The sequence below is a fragment of the Variovorax sp. 10N432 genome (genome assembly GCF_056394465.1).
The window spans coordinates 240,495-258,410 of the sequence record NZ_JBFTHX010000005.1; the positions used below are offsets into that span (position 1 = coordinate 240,495).

Sequence of the window (17,916 nt, forward strand, 5' to 3'; positions counted from 1 at the left end):
CGTCGTCTGACACGGTTGAAATTCGAGGATCGGCGTCATTCGAAGTTGACGCTGGTCGCGGTCAGCACGCCGTCCGCGACCTGTTCGCCATGCACGTGCACCTTGACGCCGTTGCCCAGATTGGCCGCAGTGCCGTTCGTGAACAAGACACCCCGGCCACCGGCATTCACGGGCTGCCCTCTGACCTTGAAGTCGGAGGCCGAACGGAAGGCACCGACGGTTCCGATCAGGTCGAACGAAGCCGGCCCTCCGGTACCGGGTATGTGGCGGATCTTCAGCTGGGTCGCCTTGAGGACGCCGCCAGACAGCTTGCCGCCGACCTCCACCTTGACGCCATTGCCGACGGCTCCCGAAGGCCCGCCCGTGATCCGCGCCGATGACGCGTCGACTCGGAGGCCCAGCACGCGCAGGGCGCCCGTGCCCGCGAAGTCCGTGATGACGCCGGCGAGCTGCACCGTGGTGCCCTCTGCCGTCGGCACCGGGTACCACCACTGCACCAGGGTGGCGGCGAGCCTGCCCGGCGACGCGCTGTCGGCCCGCACGCGCACGATGGTCCCGTCGGACAGCGGCCGACCGTCCAGGCTGCCGGACAACACGGCACTGCCGTAGTCGACGACGAGGCCGCCGAGCGTGAAGCTTCGCGCGATCGCGTCGAGGTTCTGCACCGTGCCCGTGAGAATGAACGCAGCGGGGTCTCGCTGCTCGACCCGGGTCGCCCGCAGCACGCCCGGCGCCGCAGGCAGCCCCCAGATCTGCAGCGTCTGGCCGAGCCGCAGCGCCGCAAGACCGGTGGCGTCGGCCCACACGGTGGCCTCGTCGGTGGTCACCGTGGTGCCGAGGACGACGAAGCGGCCCTGGGCCAGGTCGACCGACAGCAGCGGGCCGCGAATGTCGGCCGCCGAGTCCACGCGGCGGGCGATGCCGCTCGTGAAGTCGGCGTTGACCGGCCCCGTGACCTTCGCGCTCATTCCCAACTGCAGCCCCGCGGCGTCCTCGATGTGCCCGACTGCGGACCCGGTCTCGTAGCGAAGCCCGTTGACGATGATGCTGCCCGCGCCGTCGACCGCACCGATGCCCGTGGCGTCGGCGGTGCTCACGCCCGTGCCTCCCGAGCCGACTCCCGATCCGTCGTCGCCGCCAGAGGCCGCGGTGCTCGTCGAACTGCTGCCATCGTCGGCCGCGATGCCGCCCAGGCCGTTGCCGCTCGGCGCGGCGTCCGTCGTCAGCGCTGGACTGCCGCCGGCACTCGCGGGCGACGCGCCGACCGCGGCACTGCCGAACGCTGCCCCGCCGCCGCCGCCCCCGCCGCCCCCGCCCCCGCAGGAAAGGAGCGAGGCGACAAGCAACGCCAGGATCCCGATGCGAAGCGCTTGGTTCTTCATGCTTTTTTCCCTGATGATCTGGAGGTTGCGGCCGGCACGGGTGCGCTGGTTCCGGCTGTGGTGTCTTCGTAGTAGGTGTAGATGCCGACCCGGATCCGCCCCGTCGCGCTCTTGTCGGCGGCTTCGTAGGCGCGCGCCATTTCCTGCGTCAGGTCGTGATGCAGTCCACCCCACCGCTGCCGCACGAACTGGTGGATCCGCTCGCAGTCCTCGAGCGAAACTCCACCGGCGAACACCGACCGTTCGAGCAGCGGCGGCTTGGCGCCGAAGGTGTTGGAGACCGCGGCCGACAGGTGATCGCGCGTGTTGTCACCCAGGAACGCAAGCATCTCCTTCAGGTCGCCGGCCGGAACGAAGCCGGCCGCGTCCAGTGCCACACGGCCGTCGCCTTCACTGACCATGTTGAGCCGCACCAGTTCGTCGAGGATGGTGCGATGGTGCACGTTGCCTCGACTGGCGTGGCGGGCCAGCGCCTCGAACGAAGGCCCGCTCCCTTCGGCCACGATCGGCAGCCGTCGAAGCTTGGGGTCGTCTGCCAACATCTGCAGCCACAGCGTGATCGTCTTCGCTTCGGCGGACAGCTCGGATCTCGGCAGGTCTTCGGCGCCCTCCTCCCGCACCTTGACCGTGACGGCCTTGCGATTCAATCCCGTCGTCACCGAGATCTGGCTGATGTTGGGTTCGACACCCTGCTCGAGCCATGTGCGGCGCGCTTCATCGACCATGATGTCGCGCAGCAGTTCATCGAGATGCGAATGCTTGACGCCGAAGGCCAGGGCCAGCCGCACCAGCGGTCGCAGCACGCGCGCCCAAGCCCCGAGCACCCAAGTCAGTTGGCCCTGCCTGTTCTGGGCGATCCCTTCCCGAAGGGACGGTCGGCCGCGCGGATGCCTGGCGTTCTTCGATCCAGCGGGATGAGCGGCCATGGCGCCTAGTTGCCCGCGCTACGGCGGGGCCGAGCCGAGCTGTTTGCGGCGGCGCGTCGGATTGGGGAGCACTTCATGCACGACCTTTGTCGGGTTGTTAACGCCCGGTTACCACTGGGACACAGTCACAAGCCTGTGTCTTACAAATCCGTTGCAACCACTATAGGACAAGAGCGCTTAAATGTGAAAACTTCCCATCCAACTGGAGAGACCCCATGTCAAGCAGCACACACGACGGAAAGCCGGCCAGTCGGAAGCCCAGCCGGGCCTCGGTATCGATCCGCCGCCGAGGAGCATCTGCGCGAGACTCGCTGCGACCCGGCGAGATGAGCGCGCGCAGGGCCTGGAATGCCGCCGTGCGGGCAAGACAGGCGATCCACCTTCGCATCGTCGCCGCGTTTCGCAGGCAGGTTGAGGGCCGGGGGCCCGGACCGACCGATATAGAGTTGCGTCTGTTCGCCCGGATCGCCGTCGCCGAGGAAAGGCTCAGGCGAGCCTTCCGGCGGGCCAGGGTCCATCCATGCTGCAGCTCGGCAACGTCGTCCATGCGAGTTGCAGGACTCGGGCGCCTGGGAGACTTCCGATGATGGCCGTCGAAGCGTCCGACTGGACCGCCCCGGCGCCGTCCAGCACCGCCTTCGGCAGCCTGATCGATCTGGTGAGGCTGCGGATCAGTGCCAGTTCGGCCGAGGTATGCGATGCCTGCAACACGATCAACCTCGGCTCGGCGCGCTATTGCAAATGCTGCTCCCACAAGCTGGCGGGCTTCTATGTCGCCAAGGGACTGGGGACCATGGCGGCACCGCAATGGGATGGGCTCGCCGTGCCGCGACGCGCGTCGGCGCTGGACTTCGTGGCGTTTTTCATCGTGATCAATTCACTTGTGCTCGTCACCAGTCTCATTCCTGTGCCGTAGCGCGGCCGTCGCTCGCCCGGCGTGGGAAGACACAATGACCAAATACTGCGAGGCTTGCCACGCGCCCAACCGGGACAGAGCCAGGTATTGCCGTGGTTGTGCGGGCAAGTTCTCAGGTGTGCGCTTCGATGCGGCTGCGTTTGCCCACACACTGCCCGACGCGCATGCCGCGGCATCCATGCCATCGGCGAGGCCGCGGGACGGGCTGACTCGCGCACCAGCCGAAGGAGCGAAGGCGCATCATCGCGGCAAGTTCGGACTGCCGGCTGGAATCGATATCTCGCTGGTGCTCCTGGTGCTCGCGCTGCCGCTGCTTGCAGGCGCCTTCGTCTATTGGTACGCGAGTCGCTCTCCGGTCCGGACACAACGCATTCTCGATCCGCCGCTGGTATCGGTTCAGTCTCCAGCGGCGGCGCAGACAACGCTGGTGACTTTCTCGCCGCCCGACCTGCCGCCGCCCCTGGTGGCTCCGGCGCAGCAAGATCAACCCGATCTGGAAACAAGTCCCGAACCGCAGGTCCCCGCACCTTCGCAGCGGACGGCACCGCGTCGACGAAGCCAGGCCGTGGCAGCCACGCCGAAACGAAGCCACGACACAGTGACGACCGCGGCCGTTGTCGAGACGGGTCGCCGGGGGGTGAGCGCACCCGCGGCTGCCCAGGCTTCGAACCTCAAGCCGGATGACGTCGAGGCGCTGCAGGTCAAGCGCTCGAGGACGGATCCGGGAAGAGCCGCCGTCCTCGTCATGCCGAGCAACCCGCCATGCGATCGCTACAACCCGTTCGGAGAACGCGTCTGCCTGGGTGCAGCGGCGGCAGGACCAGTCAATCGACACGTGTCGGTGACCGGTGTGGGCAGCCGAGCAATGGCGGCCATTTCGAGCGCTGATCCTGGTGGAAGCACCACCTCTGCTTCTGCGGGGTCCAGCGCGGCGTCCTCGGCCAGCGTGGGAAGCGGCGCAGGCGCGGCCGGTGCAAGTTCAAGCGCGGGGGCAGCCGGCGGGGCTGGAGGTCCTGGTCCCGGAGGTGGTGGGGGCGGTGGCGGGGGCGGATCAGGCGGGGGCTCCGGGGGCGGTGGCCCTGGGGGTGGTGGTGGTCCTGGCGGTGGCGGTGGTCCTGGCGGTGGCGGTGGTCCCGGGGGCGGCGGCGGCCCTGGTGGCGGCGGGCCCGGGCGATAGCCCCCCACGCGCAACAGCGCTAGCCCAGCCTTCCAACCTCCCCCCGCAGCATCGCAGCCAGCACCGCCGCGCGCGAGCGCGGCAAGCGCGACGCCGGCACCACGATGCCGAGCGCCGCATCGCCGCACGAACCCATCGCGAAACGCATGCCGACACCCGCGATGCCCTTGGCGACGATCTGCGCATGGCCCAGTTCGCGGGTCTGGCGGATCCAGCGCTGCAGCTTGGCCGCGCTCATGTGGTGGGCCTGGTATTCCGCCTCGTGCCGCGCATAGTGCGCGGCGATCTCGGCGTCGCTCATCGTCGCCAGCAGCGAGAAGCTCGGGATGCCCAGCCCCAGCAGGCGCATGCTGCCCACCGTCTCGAAGAAGCTCCGGATCGGATGCGCGCCCTGCTCCAGGTGCAGGCAATGGCTGTAGTCGCCCGACCGAACGACCAGGAACACATGCTCGTCCGAGCGGCGCGCCAGCGCCTTCATGGCCGGCAGGCAGCGCTCGACCAGCGGCGCGCGCTGCATCGCTGCCAGCCCGAGCGCCATGGCCTCGATGCCGAGCCGGTACAAGCCGGAGGCGGCATCGCGGCCGACCAGCCCGGCCCGCACCAGCGAAGACACGATGCGGTAGGTGGTGGTCCGGTCGAGCCGCACGGCCTCCACCAGTTCGGGCAGCGCGATGCCCTGCGCGTGCTGCGCGGCGATGCACTGCAGCAGCTGCATCGCCCGGTCGATGCTTTGCGCGCCGCGTACCACCGGGGCCGCGCGGGAAGAGGATTCAGTCGCAGCAGTCATCGAGGCAGTCGCGTGGCGCAGAGTTCGGGTGTGCACATTGTGCACAACGGGGCGCGACCGGGGCGACTCGAACAAGGGAGGCGCTCGACGAGGTCATTTGCGGGGGCGAAGCAGCGGCTCGCTCACGCCGTTGATCCCTCTTGATGCAGGCCCATCCGCACGTCCAGAAGGACACCCAGAGCTACTCGGTTTTCTCGACTCAACAAGCAATGAGCCAATCAGCCGCACTGGCCTTCATTCAATGGCTTCGTTCGGAATCGAGGCGTTGAAGGCCGGCGCCAACAATCGACCGCATGTGATCATTTCACTGCCTCGACGTCGGTCAACGTCCACGTCTTGTCGAAGAGTTCCTTCTTCGGGCCGTAGAGGCGGAACAGGAGTTCGAACCGCCGTTTAGGATCGGTCGGCACCCAGTTGGACGTATTTCCGACAGGCGCCTGCGGGCCGAAGTACACGTCCGTCGAGCCGTCGGCGTTTTTCTGCACCGCCGTGGCGTTCGACGCGAGGCTCGGACGAGACATCCCGACGATCAACGCATGCGTCTCGCGGTCGTAGGCAGTCACCGACCAGTATTGCTCGATGGGCGCATTCGCCGGCACCTTCAGCCGGTAGGTCTTTCCGCCCTCCAGCGGCCTGCCGGCGCTATCGCTGGTATTCATGAGATAGAACTGGGCGCCTCCCAAGACCTTCGGGCTGAAGTACGCCATGTGGTACATCACTGCGCGGCCGTCGAGGCCGTACTCGTCGGGGTCGGCGAACTTGTTGCCCAGTCCGTCTCGGGTCTCCGGCGGCACGGGCACCGACCACCGCGTTCCATCGTAGAACGGCGGCACGAAACCACTCTCATACTTGAGGCCAATGACTTGGTGCGCCTCCCGCGCCGCCTTGCTGAAGAGCGCCTTCGTCTTGGCGTCAGGGTTGAAGGGCTTGCCCTTTTCGATACCCAGCGACTTGAGCGAATCGATCATCACCTTGTCGCGCGTGAGCCAGGGTTCGGCCTGCACAAAACGGTTGAGCAATTCGAAGAATGTCGCGTCGTAGGGAATGGTCGCGTCGAAGGGCTTGTCGTAGACGTCCACGAAGACCGTCGAATCGGGATTGGCGCCCAGCGGATAGACCTTTACCCGCTTGCCGTGATCGACGGCGGACTGAATGTCGGCGTCGCTGCGACTCTTGAAGTTCGAGCGCAAGATGACAAAGCCCCGGTAGGTCTCCGACTGCAGCACGATGTAGCCGTCCGGCGTTTTCTCGGTGTAGCCCGGCGGCAGGATGAGGTATTTCGCACCCTTGCCCTTGTCCTCTCCGGCCGGCCCGACATCGGCGAGCGCGTTCTGCCATGAGACGTCGAAGCTGCCCACGATCACATGGTCCTCGTCGGCCGGCGGAATCTCCACCACCACCGGACCCTTCGACGTGTCATAGAAAGGATTGAGGTAGATCGTGTCCGGATTGGGGGTGAGCGTCTGGTTCTTCCAGTTCACCGGACGCGACCAATAGACGACTTGGTTCAGCTTTGCTCCATTGGCGCTCGCCGCGTCCAGCATGCGCTCATAGTTGACGGCGGGCATGCCCCAGATCACGGCTTCGACAGCCCGACGCTCGACCGTTCGGCGCCGCAGCTCGACTGCGGAAAGGGTCTGTGCGTGCGCGGTCATGGCGGCGGCGCCGAGCACCAAGCCGAGCGTGAGGATCTTTTTCATGCGAGAACCTTTGAATATGACGTGATGCTAGATCTTGCGCCAGCTGATCAGACCGTCCCACATCTTCTTCCAGTACTGGTCAGGTTGCGCATCCGGTTCCAGCGCGCCGAACCACTCAAGAAGAACATTCGGGTTCTTGTCGGGTTCGTAGGTGAATGTACTGGTGAAGACCGGCCCGTCCTTTCCACCAAAATTGAAACGGCCGAACAAGAGTTGCTTTCCCCTCGGCTCTTGCGCCTGGTAATTGAATTCCTGTGAGCCCAGCCGCATTTGTGCCGTGAGCTTGCCATCGTTCGCAAGGCCGATCCGAAGCGTGCGTGCGGCGAAGAGTCCGAGAATCATCGGATCTCCCGTGAAGAGTTTCTGGTACTCCGACTTATAAGAGCCGGGGAGACCTCGCAAGTCGACCGGAGTCAGTTTCGCTTCCGTCTTGGCGCGCGGCGGCGCCGGGAACGCGACAAATCCCGTTTTCAGATGGAATCCCTTGCGCGCCTTGTTGGACGGATCGCTCGGGCTGGGCTTGGGATCGCCCCGCGCGTAGTCGGCAGTCATCACCTGCTGGCCCTCCGGGACGTCTCCGACGGGTCTCGCGATGCTGCTGATGTACATCTTCTTGAAATGGACGATGTCGCCGGTAGAGTGCACGCCGGTGGGGCCGGCGAGCACGTCGGGTTGATCCGGCACTTCGACAACCATGGTGACCCCCACGCCATATCCCCGCTGGCGCCAATTCTCGATTTCCGGAGTGAGCTCCTTGAGCCGATCGACTGCCAGCTGGACTTCATGGCCCTGCAAAGCGCTGAACAGGCCCGCGTTGATCATGGCAGCCGCCCCTTCGACGCCTCCCTTGATATCCTGCTGGGCGATCGCTGGCTCGGGAACGCGGATGGGCTCGACCACCTGGCCCCGTCCCTCGAAGGGGCCGGTGGACCGAACCGCGAACGGCTCTTGGGTCACGCCGCCTCCGCCGCGGCGATTGGCGACTTCGGACACTTTGCCTCCGCGGAGGGAGCCGGTCTTTTCGGTCTTGGCTCCCCGTCCGCCGAGGCTTCGGTCGGTTGTCGGAGCTCGGCCGCGCGAACGATCACTGGTTGACCTCGTCCGGCCGCGCCCTTCGGCTTCGATGGCATCGGGAATCTCCGGAGGACCCGCCGTCTTTCCGACTTCCTTGGCCTTCGCTGCTTCCTTGTTCTTGATGGCCTCGTTGCGAGGATTCGGGAGGGTCTTGTCAGGGTCGACGATCACCGAGATCATGATTCGCCCCCCCTTTTCGCGCGGCATGACACGAACGCAGTCATGACACAACGGGCGCGACACCACCAAACCGTCAATGTCCACGCCTCTTTCCTGTCTGTAGGCCTTGATCAGTTGTTCTGCATGCTCGAGTCCGCCCGATCCCGGGGGCGGACCGTCATTCGGCCCATACTGCCGGGCGGGTCCCTGAGGTCTCTTTTCCGAGATACCCTGCTCCGTGTCTCCCACGTAGACGAGGTTGAGCTTCTCGGCGGCTTTGCGAATATCGGGCCCGTTCGGGATGCCGGCGACGGCATACACGAGCCTCGGGTCCTGGCCGGTATTCCTTTGGCTGACCATGGCGATCGCAATGACGCCGTCCGCCTTGAGCTCGATCCGGACCTTGCGGGGCAGCGCTTCATAGAACTGGCGCAGAGAGTCCTCGAGAAACTGCATCGACTTCTCGTGAATGACACCTTCCGGAACCTTGTTTCTTTGCAGCGCCTTCGTGGCGTTCTGCTGAACGACGTGCGTGAGCTCATGGGCAATCAGCTGGCGGCCTTCTTGCGTGCCCGGCGAGTAGCGCCCTTCGTTGAACACGACATCGTGCCCGACCGTGTATGCATGGGCATGAACGTCACGCGCGGAGCCGGCGGCAAGGGCATCGGAATGGACACGGACCCGCGTGAAGTCGTAGCCGAAGCGATGCTCCATGTCGCGTCGAACCGACGGCTCGAGGGGACCGCCCGCGCTCGCCAGGGTTTGCATGACGCTCGCGGGAACCTGTTCGGATGGGCCGCCTGTTCGAGACGAGTAAGGCTGAATCGCGAGCGGTGCCGCTGCGCCACCGGCCCTGACTGCCTGCGAGGCGATGCGATCGGCCTCCTGCTCGCAGACGTCGCCCGGCTCGCTGATCTCAAGCTTGGCTTGAAGTTCGCGGTAAACGGACGATCGGGTCGTAGACAGGCCGGCCATCGGCTTCGCGGCCGGGACTTTGAGCATTTGCATGCATCCTCCGGAGGCCTTCGTTGGAAGGACACGAGTCTCGAACGCCTCGGCAGCAAGGTCAAGGCCCACCTCGCTGCCGCCCATCAAGGGTAATCCCGCAACGCAGTGCCCATTTGTGCACATTGTGCACACCTGGGCACTTTGTCGTTGCGAACCCGCAGGGACTCGTCTGCAATGCGTTCACCCCTGCAGAAGCCCCAGCCGCCAAAGACCCCCTTCACCAGATGCAGATCGTCCCGTCGCAACTTCATTGCGAAAGTCCCCACCCATGACTCCGTTCCAATCCCGCCTTCATCCGGCGTCCGAGGCCTTCCAGGCGCAGCGCGCCGGCATGCTCGCATTGATCGACGAGCTGCGCGCGCTGGAGCAGCGCGCCGCCGATGCCTCCGCGCGCGCCACCGCCAGCTTCGAGAAGCGCGGCGCGCTGCTGCCGCGCGAGCGCATGAGCCGCCTGCTCGACGCCGGAGCACCCTTTCTGCCGATCGCCAATCTCGCGGGCTACGGCATGGACGACCCCGATCCGGCCTCCTGCGTGCCGGGCGGCTCGCAGATCGCCGGCATCGGCTTCGTGAGCGGCGTGCGCTGCATGGTGGTGGTGACCGATTCCGGCATCGACGCCGGCGCGCTGACCGAGTCGGGCAACCAGAAGCTGATGCGCTGCCAGGAGCTCGCGCTCGAGAACAAGCTTCCCTTCGTCCACCTGGTCGAATCGGCCGGCGCCAACCTGCGCAAGTACCGGGTCGAGAAATTCATCCGCGGCGGCGGCATGTTCTACAACCTCGCACGCCTCTCGGCGGCCGGCCTGCCGATCGTGACGGTGGTTCACGGCTCGTCGACCGCCGGCGGTGCCTACATGCCGGGCCTGTCGGACTACGTCGTGATGGTGCGCGGCCGGGCCAAGGCCTTCCTCGCCGGCCCACCGCTGCTCAAGGCCGCCACGGGCGAGATCGCGACCGATGAAGAACTCGGCGGCACCGACATGCACGCCAGCGTCAGCGGCCTCGCCGAATACGTGGCCGAAGATGACGCGCACGCCATCGCGGTCGCCCGCGACATCGTCGCCAACCTCGGCTGGCGGCGCGCCGCCGACGATGCGGGAGCCGCCTTCCAGCCGCCGCGACTCGATCCCGAGGAACTCGCGGGCGCGATGGTGCTGGAACACCGGAAGCCCATCGACATGCGCGAGGTGATCGCGCGCGTCGTCGACGATTCGTGCTGGATGGACTTCAAGCCCGACTACGGGCCGGCCACCATTTGCGGCAATGGCCGCATCGAAGGCCACAACGTCGGCTTCGTCACCAACAACGGCCCGATCGACCCCGCCGGCGCGACCAAGGCGGCGCAGTTCATCCAGCTGTGCAACCAGTCGGGCACGCCGATCGTCTACCTGCAGAACACCACCGGCTTCATCGTCGGCCGAGGCTCCGAAGAGGCCGGCATGATCAAGCACGGCAGCAAGATGATCCAGGCGCTGGCCAATTCGCAGGTGCCGCAGGTCACGGTCTATTGCGGCGCCTCGTTCGGCGCCGGCAACTACGGCATGTGCGGCCGCGCCTTCCATCCGCGCTTCTGTTTCTCGTGGCCCAACGCGCGCACCGCCGTGATGGGCGGCGAGCAGGCCGCGACCACGCTGGAGATCGTGGCGCGCCAGCAGGCCGAACGAAAAGGCGCGACCGTCGACGACGCGAAGCTCGCGGCGCAAAAGGCCGAGATCGTCGCCAACTTCGAGCGCCAGGCGAGCGCCTTCCACACCAGCGGCCATCTGCTCGACGACGGCGTGATCGACCCGCGCCGCACGCGCGACGTACTGGCCTTCGTGCTCGCGACCGCGCGCGAAGCCGAACAGCGCACCACCCGCCCGATGCAGTTCGGCGTCGCGCGCTTCTAGCCCCGAGGACTCCCATGCTTTACACATCCGAACACCACGCACTGATGCAGAGCATCCGCCGCTTCATCGCCTCCGAGATCGACCCCTTCGTCGACGAATGGGAAGCCGCCGAGATCTTCCCGGCGCACGACCTGTTCCGGAAGATGGGCGGCCTCGGCTTTCTCGGCATCACCAAGCCCGAGGCCTATGGCGGCCTGGGCCTCGACTTCTCGTATGCACTGGCGGCCGCCGAGGCGATGGGCTACGCGCGCGCCCAAGGCGTGGCGATGGCCATCGGCGTGCAGTCGAACATGGCGACGCCGGCGCTGGCGGCCTTCGGTTCCGACGATCTCAAGCGCGAGTTCCTGGCGCCCGCGATCGCCGGCGAGATGGTGGCCGCCATCGGCGTGTCGGAACAGGGTGCCGGCTCGGACGTCGCCTCGCTCAAGACCCGGGCCCGGCGCGACGGCGACGACTACGTGATCAGCGGCTCGAAGATGTGGATCACCAACGGCACCCAGGCCGACTGGATCTGCCTCTTGTGCAACACCTCCGAAGGCGGCTCGGCGCACAAGAACAAGTCGCTGATCATCGTGCCGCTCATGCAGGACGGGAAACGCACGCGCGGCATCGAGGTGCAGAAGATCAGGAAGTTCGGCATGTGGAGTTCCGACACGGCGCAGATTTTCTTCGACGAGGTGCGCGTGCCGGTGCGCCATCGCATCGGCGAAGAAGGCATGGGCTTCATCTACCAGATGAAGCAGTTCCAGGAAGAGCGGCTCGACGGCGCGGCGCGGCGCCTGTCGGCCATGGCCTGGATCCAGGAGACCGCCGACTACCTGCGCCAGCGCCAGGCCTTCGGCCGGCCGCTTCTGGACAACCAGTTCATCCAGTACAAGCTGGCCGAGCTCAAGACCGAGCTCGAAGCCCTGCGCGCCCTGGTCTACGTCGCGACCCAGACCTACATCGAGGGCGGCGACGTGGTCGAGCTGGCCTCGATGGCCAAGCTCAAGGCCGGGCGGCTGTCGCGCGAGATCGCCGACTGGTGCATGCAGTTCCAGGGCGGCATGGGCTACACCTGGGACAACCCGGTGTCGCGCGCCTACCGCGACTACCGGCTCGGCTCCATCGGCGGCGGCGCGGATGAAGTGATGCTGATGGTCATCGCCCGCCAGATGGGCCTCATGAACATGGACGCCTGAAGCGATGGCCCCGACCATGGACTACAGGCACCTCCTGCTCCGGCGCCGGCACGACGTGCTGTTCGCGACCTTGCACCAGCCGAAGACGCGCAACGCCCTCTCGCCCGAGGTGGTGGCCGAGCTCGCAGAAGTGATCGGCCTCGCCGAGTCCGACGTGGCCGTGCGGGCGCTGGTGCTGCGCGGCAGCCAGGGCTTCTTCTGCGCCGGCGGCAATGTCGGCAGCTTCCAGTCGCGGCTCGACGCCGACCCCAGCGGCGGCGAAGACCCCGTGGCCGCGCGCAACCGCGAGTTCGGCCGCTTCATGCAGCGCCTGGCCGCGCTGCCGGTGCCGGTGATCGCCGTCGTCGAAGGCGCGGCGATGGGCGGCGGCATGGGCCTCGCCTGTGCGGCCGACATCGTGCTGGCGACGCGCGATGCGCGCTTCGCGCTGAGCGAGACCTCGCTCGGCATCATCCCGGCGCAGATCGCGCCTTTCGTGGTGGCGCGCCTGAGCCATCGGATCGCGCGCCGGCTCGGGCTCAGCGGCGAGCGCGTGAGCGGCGACACGGCCTTGCGCCTCGGCCTCGTCGATGAACTCGCAGCCGATGGTGCGGCACTCGACGAACTGCTCGCACAGTGGCTCGGCCGGGTCGGCGCCTGCGGGCCGCTGGCCAATCGCGTGCTCAAGCCGCTGCTGCAACGCTGCGGGCGTGAAAGCGATGAATCGCTGCTCGACGACGCGGCCCGCCAGTTCGCCGGCTGCATGCGCAGCGAAGGCGCCGAGGGCATCGCGGCCTTTCGCGAGAAGCGCGCCGCCGCATGGCATCGCGAATTCAGCGCCGCCGAGATCCGCGAAGCGCAGGCCATGCCGGCCTCCGCCGCCGCCTGAGGAACAACTTCCATGACCACGCGCAAACAGATCCGCCCCTTCCACACCGTGCTCGTCGCCAACCGCGGCGAGATCGCGATCCGCATCCTGCGCACCGTGCGCCGCATGGGCTACGGCAGCGTCGCCGTGTACTCCGAAGCCGATCGTTCGAGCCCCCATGTGCGGGCCGCCGACCGCGCCGTGCTGATCGGCGGCGCGGCGCCGCGCGATTCGTACCTGAACATTCCCGCCATCCTCGAAGCGGCGCGCCGCACGGGCGCCGACGCGGTGCATCCCGGCTACGGCTTCCTGGCCGAGAACGAGGACTTCGCGGACGCGGTCGATGCCGCCGGGCTGGTCTTCATCGGCCCTTCGGGCGCGGCGATCCGCGCGATGGGCAACAAGGCGCAGGCCAAGCGGCTCGTGATGGCCGCCGAGATGCCCTGCATTCCCGGCTACCAAGGCGAGGACCAGCGCGACGCTGCCTTCGTGCACGCGGCCGCGGACATCGGCTTCCCGGTGATGGTGAAGGCCGCGGCCGGCGGCGGCGGGCGCGGCATGCGGCTGGTCGAGGACGCCGCCGCGCTGCCGCAGGCCCTGGCCTCGGCGCGCTCCGAGGCCGAGGTGGCCTTCGGCTCCGGCGAACTGATCCTCGAACGCGCGGTGGTCGCGCCGCGCCACGTCGAGATCCAGATCCTGGCCGACAGCCACGGCCACGTGATCCATCTCGGCGAGCGCGACTGCTCGGTGCAGCGGCGCCACCAGAAGGTGATCGAGGAAGCGCCCTCGCCCGCCGTCGACGCCGCCCTGCGCGCACGCATGGGCGAAGCAGCGGTCAAGAGCGCCCGGGCGATCGGCTACATCGGTGCCGGCACGATGGAATTCCTGCTTGACCGGGACGGTCGCTTCTATTTCATGGAGATGAACACCCGCCTGCAGGTAGAGCATGCGGTGACCGAGGCGATCACCGGCCTCGATCTGGTCGAATGGCAGTTGCGCATCGCGGCCGGCGAGCCGCTGGCGATCCAGCAGACCGAGGTGCGGCTCGACGGCCATGCGATCGAGGTCCGACTCACGGCCGAAGACGTGCCCGCGGGCTTCCTGCCGCAGACCGGCCCGGTGCTGCGCTGGCGGCCGCCGGCCGACGGCCACGACGTCCGGGTCGACCATGCGCTGGCCGAGGGCGGGGCCGTGTCGCCGCACTACGACTCGATGGTCGCCAAGCTGGTGGCGCACGGCGCCACGCGCGAGGAAGCATTGCGCAAGCTGCTGCGGGCCACCGAACACTGCGTGCTGCTCGGCCTGCCGAGCAACCAGGGCTTCATCGCCGATTGCCTGGCCGATCCGGTGTTCGCCGACGGCCTGCAGGTCAACACCGGCTTCGTGCCGCAGCGCTTCGGTGCCGCCCTGGCCGAACGCGCGGTGCCGACCTCGCGGACCGTGGCGCTGGCGGCCTTTGCGGCGCTGGCCGAGGCGATGCCCGGCGCGGCGGGCTCGCTGTCGATCGCGACCCACGCGCTGGGCCAGCAGCCGGCGCGGATCGCGCTGGCCCAGGGCAGCGTCCGCTGGGACGTTCGCCTGGCCGGCCAGGGCACGCACTGGGTGGCCGAGGTGCAGGGCAGCGATGCGGCACCCGAGCGTCTCGTGCTGCGCGATGCGCGCTGGCACGACGGCAGCCGAAGCGCCTTCAGCGCCGAATGCGACGGCATGGTCGAGAGCGCGGTGGTCGCGGCCCAGGACGACGCGCTGCACCTGTTCCACGCCGGCCGCGCCTGGCGCTTCGAGCGCACCAGCGAGCGCAAGAGCCGCGTCGCCGAAGGCGGCACCGGCGCCATCACCGCGCCGCTGACCGGCCGCATCGTCGAGGTTGCGGTGCGCGCCGGCGACGCGGTCGAGGCCGGCCAGCGGCTGGTGGTGCTCGAAGCCATGAAGATGGAGCACCAGCTGACCGCCCCGCAGGCCGGCGTGGTGGCCGAAGTCTGCGTGCTGGCCGGCGGCCAGTCGGCCAAGGGTGCTCTGCTGCTGCGCATCGAGGCCCGGGCATGACGAGGGCGGTGCGCATCGGCGGCGCCAGCGGCTTCTGGGGCGATTCCGCCATCGCCACCCCGCAGCTGCTGCGGGTCCCGGGCCTGCAGTACCTGGTCTACGACTACCTGGCCGAAACCACGATGTCGATCCTGGCGCGGGCGCGCGCCAAGGACCCCGCACTAGGCTACGCCACCGACTTCGTGCACGCCGCCATGGCGCCGAACCTGGGCGCGATCTGCGCCCGCGGCGTGCGCGTCATCGCCAACGCCGGCGGGCTGAACCCCGAAGCCTGCCGCGACGCGCTGGCGGCGGTCGCGCGGCAGCAGGGGCTGGCGCCCCGCATCGCCGTGGTCACGGGCGACGACCTGATGCCGCAGTTCGAAGCGCTGCGCGCCCAGGGCCTGCGCGACCTGCACACCGGCGAGGCACCGCCGGCCGGCCTCTACTCGGCCAACGCCTACGTGGGCGCCCGCGGCATCGCGCAGGCCCTGGCGCTGGGTGCCGACATCGTGATCACCGGCCGATGCGTCGACAGCGCGGTGGTGGTCGGCGCGCTGGCGCACGAGTTCGCCTGGCGCTGGGACGACTGGGACCGCATCGCCGCCGGCACCTTGGCGGGCCACGTGATCGAATGCGGCGCCCAGGCCACCGGCGGCCTCTTCACCGACTGGGCGCAGGTGCCCGACTGGGCCAACATGGGCTATCCGGTGATCGACTGCGCCGCCGACGGCAGCTTCGTGCTGTCCAAGCCCGAAGGCACGGGCGGCCTGATCCACCCCGGCGCAGTCGCCGAACAGGTGCTCTACGAAGTGGGCGACCCGGCCCACTACCTGATGCCCGACGTCAGCTGCGACTTCCGCCAGGTGCGGGTCGAGGCCGAGGCGCCGGGCCGGGTGCGCGTGAGCGGCGCCCGCGGCCGGCCCCCGACCGCAAGCTACAAGGCCAACGGCACCTGGCGCGACGGCTGGCAGCTGCAGTTGCTGATGGCGATCCGTGGCATCGATGCGCCCGCCAAGGCGCGCAAGACCGCCGACGCCCTGCTCGAGCGCACCCGGGCCCAGCTGCGCGGCCGCGGGCTGGCCGACTACACCGAGACCCGGGTCGAGCTGCTCGGCTGCGAGGCACTCTACGGCGCCCACGCCCGCAGCCTGCCGACCCGCGAAGTGGTGCTCCGGATCGCGGCGCGCCATGCCGACCCCCAGGGCCTGGCCTTCCTGCAGCGCGAGTGCGCCTCGGCCGGGACTTCGATGGGACCGGGCACGCGCTCCTCGTTCGCGGGCCGCGCCGACGTGCAGCCGGTCATCAAGGTCTTTTCGTTCCTGGTGCCGAAGGCGCGGCTGGCGCTGCGGGTCGCGCTCGACGACAGGAGCGAGGCCGTCGCGCCGCCGGCGCAGGGCCCTGCCACCGCACCCTTGCCGCTGGACGTCGACGCCACGTTGATCGAGCCCGGCGACGACGCCGTGAGCGTGCCCCTGGTGGCGCTGGCCTGGGCCCGCAGCGGCGACAAGGGCGACGACGAGAACATCGGCGTGATCGCGCGCCGCCCCGAATTCCTGCCGCTGCTGCGGGCACAGCTCGGGCCGGCGCAGCTCCGCGCGTACTTCGCGCACCTGGTCGACGGCGAGGTCGAGCGCTTCGAGGTCCCCGGCCTGCACGCGCTGAACTTCGTGCTGCAGCGGGCGCTGGGCGGCGGCGTCGTCGCCAGCCTGCGCTCGGACCCGCTCGGCAAGTCCTTCGCCCAGATGCTGCTCGACCACCCGGTCCGGATCCCTCGACGCTGGATCGACGAAGGGCTGGTGACCGGCCCGGCGCCGGACCACGCTTCCCACCCATAACCCAAGGAGAGACACGATGACATCGATTGTTCGCCGCAAGGCACTGGCTGCCGCCCTGGCGCTGTTCGCGATCGCAGGTGCCGGCGGCAGCGCATCGGCACAGGAGGCCTATCCCTCCAAGCCGATCCGGGTGGTGGTGCCCTACACGCCCGGCGGCGTCTCCGACGCGGTGACCCGGCTGGTGATGCAGAAGCTGGCCGATCGCCTGAAGGCCACGGTGGTGGTCGACAACCAGGGCGGCGCCAACGGCCAGATCGGCTCGGCCGCGGTGGCACGGGCAGCGCCCGACGGCTACACGCTGCTGGTGGTGGTGGCGGCGCACGCGATCAACCCCAGTCTCTATCCCAGGATGAGCTACTCGCCGCTGCAGGACCTGCGCGGCGTGAGCGAGTTCGGCGCCATCCCGCTGCTGATGGTGTCCAGCGCGCAATTGCCTCCGGCCGACCTCAAGGGCTTCGTGGCCTGGGCCAAGGCCAACCCGCAGCGCGCCACCTTCGCCTCCAGCGGTGCCGGCTCGGGCGCGCACCTGGTGGCCGAGCAGTTCGCCCAGACCGCCGGCGTGCCGATGACCCACGTGCCTTACAAGGGCATCGCGCCGGCCCTGCCCGACCTGTTCGCGGGCCAGGTCTCGGTCATCTTCGACTCGGTGCAGACCATGATGCCGCACATCAAGGCGGGCAAGCTGCGCGGCCTGGCGATGACCAGCGCCAAGCGCTGGCCCGCGGCCCCCGACGTTCCGACGATGGCCGAAGCCGGCTACCCGGGCATGACCGGCGGCAGCTGGATCGGCCTGCTGGCACCCGCCAAGACGCCCAACGAGATCGTCCACAAGCTGTCGGCCGAGTTGCAGCAGGTGTTGCAGCTGCCCGAGATCCGCGACAAGCTGATCGACTACGGCATCGACCCGGTCGGCGGGACACCGGAGCAGTTCGACGCCTTCATCCGCAGCGAGGCCGCGCGCTGGGCCGAGGTGGTGAAGAAGGCCGACATCCGGCTGGAGTGAGAACG

The 17,916-nt window shown here is 68.4% G+C and carries 12 protein-coding genes; 7 read left to right on the forward strand and 5 right to left on the reverse strand.

The genetic code is table 11. The features are described from left to right. Positions 1-35 precede the first annotated feature (35 nt). The gene (locus tag AC1DF3_RS08825) at positions 36-1,382 is read right to left on the reverse strand and encodes a DUF5666 domain-containing protein (protein WP_478139381.1); all 1,347 of its coding nucleotides are present in this window, start codon (positions 1,380-1,382) and stop codon (positions 36-38) included. Beyond that, positions 1,379-2,308 (reverse strand): DUF6502 family protein, encoded by a 930-nt coding sequence (locus tag AC1DF3_RS08830; protein WP_478139382.1) that lies wholly within the window; start codon positions 2,306-2,308, stop codon positions 1,379-1,381. Before AC1DF3_RS08830 ends, AC1DF3_RS08825 begins: the two co-directional genes overlap by 4 nt. 583 nt (positions 2,309-2,891) lie before the next feature. On the opposite strand from AC1DF3_RS08830, the gene AC1DF3_RS08835 reads away from it, so the two are divergent. After that, a complete protein-coding gene (locus AC1DF3_RS08835) occupies positions 2,892-3,224 on the forward strand; it encodes a hypothetical protein (protein WP_478139383.1) in 333 nt (110 codons plus the stop codon). Positions 3,225-4,420: 1,196 nt separating this feature from the next. On the opposite strand, the gene AC1DF3_RS08840 is transcribed toward AC1DF3_RS08835, so the two are convergent. From AC1DF3_RS08840 to AC1DF3_RS08850, 3 genes are all read right to left on the reverse strand, one after another. Beyond that, entirely contained in the window at positions 4,421-5,188 is a 768-nt protein-coding gene (locus tag AC1DF3_RS08840) for an IclR family transcriptional regulator (protein ID WP_478139384.1), read from the reverse strand. Positions 5,189-5,487: 299 nt separating this feature from the next. Continuing rightward, a complete protein-coding gene (locus AC1DF3_RS08845; RefSeq protein ID WP_478139385.1) occupies positions 5,488-6,888 on the reverse strand; it encodes a DUF1254 domain-containing protein in 1,401 nt (466 codons plus the stop codon). A 27-nt stretch (positions 6,889-6,915) separates the two neighbouring features. Beyond that, complete coding sequence (locus AC1DF3_RS08850; protein WP_478139386.1) at positions 6,916-9,129, reverse strand: eCIS core domain-containing protein; 2,214 nt, start codon at positions 9,127-9,129, stop codon at positions 6,916-6,918. 268 nt (positions 9,130-9,397) lie between these two features. Here AC1DF3_RS08850 and AC1DF3_RS08855 point away from each other — a divergent pair, with 268 nt between their 5' ends. Genes AC1DF3_RS08855 through AC1DF3_RS08880 form a run of 6 tightly spaced genes read left to right on the forward strand, consistent with a single transcriptional unit; the run spans position 9,398 to position 17,911 of the window. Then, a complete protein-coding gene (locus AC1DF3_RS08855) occupies positions 9,398-11,017 on the forward strand; it encodes an acyl-CoA carboxylase subunit beta (RefSeq protein WP_478139387.1) in 1,620 nt (539 codons plus the stop codon). 14 nt (positions 11,018-11,031) lie between these two features. Then, positions 11,032-12,198, forward strand: coding sequence for an acyl-CoA dehydrogenase family protein (locus AC1DF3_RS08860; protein ID WP_478139388.1), 1,167 nt, complete (start codon positions 11,032-11,034; stop codon positions 12,196-12,198). 16 nt (positions 12,199-12,214) lie between these two features. Beyond that, positions 12,215-13,066 (forward strand): enoyl-CoA hydratase/isomerase family protein, encoded by an 852-nt coding sequence (locus tag AC1DF3_RS08865; RefSeq protein WP_478139389.1) that lies wholly within the window; start codon positions 12,215-12,217, stop codon positions 13,064-13,066. A 12-nt stretch (positions 13,067-13,078) separates the two neighbouring features. Then, entirely contained in the window at positions 13,079-15,091 is a 2,013-nt protein-coding gene (locus AC1DF3_RS08870) for an acetyl/propionyl/methylcrotonyl-CoA carboxylase subunit alpha (protein WP_478139390.1), read from the forward strand. Then, positions 15,088-16,908, forward strand: a complete 1,821-nt coding sequence (locus AC1DF3_RS08875; protein ID WP_478139391.1) for an acyclic terpene utilization AtuA family protein — start codon at positions 15,088-15,090, stop codon at positions 16,906-16,908. Before AC1DF3_RS08870 ends, AC1DF3_RS08875 begins: the two co-directional genes overlap by 4 nt. 16 nt (positions 16,909-16,924) lie before the next feature. Next, positions 16,925-17,911 carry a tripartite tricarboxylate transporter substrate binding protein gene (locus AC1DF3_RS08880; RefSeq protein ID WP_478139392.1) on the forward strand — a complete coding sequence of 329 codons (987 nt, stop codon included), beginning with the start codon at positions 16,925-16,927 and terminating at the stop codon, positions 17,909-17,911. The last annotated feature ends 5 nt before the right edge of the window (positions 17,912-17,916 follow it).

What these genes read in the sequence shown, in the direction of transcription:
- AC1DF3_RS08825 (WP_478139381.1), bottom strand. Translation starts at nt 1,382, where the DNA reads ATGAAGAACCAAGCGCTTCGCATCGGGATCCTGGCGTTGCTTGTCGCC.
- AC1DF3_RS08830 (WP_478139382.1), bottom strand. Translation starts at nt 2,308, where the DNA reads ATGGCCGCTCATCCCGCTGGATCGAAGAACGCCAGGCATCCGCGCGGC.
- AC1DF3_RS08835 (WP_478139383.1), top strand. Translation starts at nt 2,892, where the DNA reads ATGATGGCCGTCGAAGCGTCCGACTGGACCGCCCCGGCGCCGTCCAGC.
- AC1DF3_RS08840 (WP_478139384.1), bottom strand. Translation starts at nt 5,188, where the DNA reads ATGACTGCTGCGACTGAATCCTCTTCCCGCGCGGCCCCGGTGGTACGC.
- AC1DF3_RS08845 (WP_478139385.1), bottom strand. Translation starts at nt 6,888, where the DNA reads ATGAAAAAGATCCTCACGCTCGGCTTGGTGCTCGGCGCCGCCGCCATG.
- AC1DF3_RS08850 (WP_478139386.1), bottom strand. Translation starts at nt 9,129, where the DNA reads ATGCAAATGCTCAAAGTCCCGGCCGCGAAGCCGATGGCCGGCCTGTCT.
- AC1DF3_RS08855 (WP_478139387.1), top strand. Translation starts at nt 9,398, where the DNA reads ATGACTCCGTTCCAATCCCGCCTTCATCCGGCGTCCGAGGCCTTCCAG.
- AC1DF3_RS08860 (WP_478139388.1), top strand. Translation starts at nt 11,032, where the DNA reads ATGCTTTACACATCCGAACACCACGCACTGATGCAGAGCATCCGCCGC.
- AC1DF3_RS08865 (WP_478139389.1), top strand. Translation starts at nt 12,215, where the DNA reads ATGGACTACAGGCACCTCCTGCTCCGGCGCCGGCACGACGTGCTGTTC.
- AC1DF3_RS08870 (WP_478139390.1), top strand. Translation starts at nt 13,079, where the DNA reads ATGACCACGCGCAAACAGATCCGCCCCTTCCACACCGTGCTCGTCGCC.
- AC1DF3_RS08875 (WP_478139391.1), top strand. Translation starts at nt 15,088, where the DNA reads ATGACGAGGGCGGTGCGCATCGGCGGCGCCAGCGGCTTCTGGGGCGAT.
- AC1DF3_RS08880 (WP_478139392.1), top strand. Translation starts at nt 16,925, where the DNA reads ATGACATCGATTGTTCGCCGCAAGGCACTGGCTGCCGCCCTGGCGCTG.